This is a genomic window from Bifidobacterium sp. POST2/T3 (B1), assembly GCF_058197115.1.
Window position 1 is genome coordinate 1 of sequence record NZ_JBVPQK010000391.1, and the last position, 2396, is coordinate 2396.

The window sequence follows — 2396 nt, forward strand, 5'->3', positions numbered from 1 at the left end:
TGATAACCGGACGGTCCGCCAAAGCGTGCCTGCTGGGTCCGGTGTCGGCCTGGGGTCTGACCGTGCTTGAATGGAAGGTATGGGTCTGGATACACCTGACATGAAGGAACTGCTGGAGCCGAGTCTGCCTATCCAATATGGGGACCAGGCGGGGGACAATCATGTTGGCGGACCTCGGCATCTGTCCGCTGTCCTGCCCGCCCTGAGCGCATGTCTGGGAGTGCCTGTGGCCACCGACGTCCATCCGTCTGCCAAGACCCTCCAGAAGGCCCTGGGGCTGCCTGACGCCCGGTCGGTTGTCGTCGTACTCGTGGATGGTCTGGGATTCTGGAACCTGGTCAGCCGTCAGGGCCATGTGCCCTACCTGCGCTCGCTGCTGTCCGAACCCATCAACCAGCGTCCCCTCTATACCAGCCTGCCCTCGACTACGGTGGCGGCCATGGGGGTCTTCGGCACTGGGACCAGCCCTGGACTGACCGGTATGACCGGCTACACACAGCTGAACCCCGACACCGGCCAGCTTGGTCAGATGATTCAGTTCAGAGGCGCCCAGGACCCCGAGCGCCTGCAGCGCCGTCCAACTGTCTTCGAGACCCTCCAGGCGCAGGGGGTCCGCGTGACATCTTCGGGCCTGCCGCGTTTTCGTGACTCCGCCCTGACCCGTGCGGCTCTGCGCGGCGGAGAGTACCTGGCCCACAACCACTCCCGTCAGCGTCTCCTGGCCGCCTGCCAGGCTGCCCGCCAGCCAGGGCTGACCTACCTCTACATCCGCGATGTGGACAAGGTGGGCCACCACAGCGGTTGGGAGGGCGAAGAATGGGTGGCCGCTCTCGAAGCGACCGATGCACAGCTGGCCGAGCTTCATCGCCGCCTGCCAGCCGGGACGCTGACGGTTATCGTAGCCGATCACGGCATGGTCGAAGCTGATCCGGATCAGCGCATTGACATCGCTCAAGACCCGGAATTGAACCGGGAAGTGCGACTGGTTGGCGGCGAGCCCAGGGCCGTCATGCTCTATCTGGACCAGAGGGCGGATCCCAAGGTCGTGGCCGCCCGTTGGCGGGAGCGTCTGGGGGAGCGGGCCTGGGTGCTGACCCGGGATCAGGCCATCGAAAGGGGAATCTTCGGCCCGGTGGACGTTCGGATTCGCCCCATGATCGGTGACCTTCTGGTTCTGGCCGGTGACCGGGTCACCCTGGTGAATTCGGCTGATCAGACTGATGCAGCGACCAGACTGCCTGGCGTCCACGGCTCCTGGACCCGTCTGGAGACGCAGATTCCCTGCCTGATTGATCTGGTCTGACTGCTGGGGATAGAACCCTACAGCTACTTGCCGAAGAGGATTTCGTCCCAGCTGGGTACGGCCGACCGTCCGGAGTGCTTTTTGGCGCGTTTGCTCCGGCGACCCTCCTTGGGTTCGTCCTCCTGACCGTCCTGACTGACATCATCGCCTTGATCCGGCTGCTGGAGCTGCTCCTGGTCAGCCTGGCTCTGCCCATGACTCTGAACAGGCAGGACCATGGTGGACTCGGTGTCCCTGATTGGGGGATGCTCAGCCGTGTCGGGGTCCTCAGTCAGCTCGGCACTGAGGTGGTTGGGTTCTCGTTCGGCTGTCCGCTCCTGGCCTTCCTTGGGTTTGCCATAGAGCCAGGCCGTGAGCGCCGCCTGACGCTCCCCGTTCTCCTGGTCGCCCGATCCATGGTCCTCTTCCTCGTCCTCTATTTGGGCAAAGGCATCGTCCTGGCTTGGAGGGCGCCTGTCAGTCTGGTCATCGATCTCTTCGGCTGTGCCCTGGTCCAAATCGGGCCGATCCTGGCCATGGTCGTCTGCGGAATCATCCAGCAGCATCCTGGCTGCCCTGTTCAGGCAGGTCACAGTGTTGTCATGCATGTTCCAGGCCCAGCGGGCGTTGAAAATCCGCTTGTCCAGCGTAAACACGCCGTTGATGTTCCAGGGTTCGTACCCTCGTCTGGTGGCCTGCCAGGAAACCTGTGCCAGGCTGACCCCGGCACGGGCCAGCACCTTGCCGATCAGTTCCTGATAATTTCGCCCGCCCGACCCTTTGGGCGCCGGCATGGTCAGGAACTGCTCTATGGCATACTTCTTTTCGGTCTCCACCGGGGCCGCGAAACGCCGTACCAGCGCTTCGTTGACAGCGTATTGTTGTGCCACCTGCTCGGGGCGGGCGCCGGCACGCACAGCCGCCTGGATGGCCGAGACAGGTAGGGGCTTGGACTTGCCGGTCTGAGGATCCACATCCTCTTCCTCCTTGACCTGCTTGGCCTCAAGAATGGTGCGATCAAGCGCATCGTCGACCCGTACGGCGAAGTGCCGGTGGTCACAGACGAAGACCAGATCGCCCCTGTCGTCGACATGGTCAAAGCTGGCCATCCTGG

The 2396-nt window shown here is 63.5% G+C and carries 2 protein-coding genes; one reads left to right on the forward strand and one right to left on the reverse strand.

The window, feature by feature from the left end:
- Positions 1 to 79 precede the first annotated feature (79 nt).
- Entirely contained in the window at positions 80 to 1303 is a 1224-nt protein-coding gene (locus AC0AP0_RS11980; protein ID WP_490430630.1) for an alkaline phosphatase family protein, read from the forward strand.
- Between the two features lie 23 nt (positions 1304 to 1326).
- On the opposite strand, the gene sepH is transcribed toward AC0AP0_RS11980, so the two are convergent.
- A partial coding sequence (sepH, locus tag AC0AP0_RS11985; protein ID WP_490430631.1) for a septation protein SepH occupies positions 1327 to 2396 on the reverse strand: 1070 nt, incomplete at its 5' end.

Coding starts and splice junctions, on each gene's coding strand:
- AC0AP0_RS11980 (WP_490430630.1), top strand. CDS start 80: ATGGGTCTGGATACACCTGACATGAAGGAACTGCTGGAGCCGAGTCTG.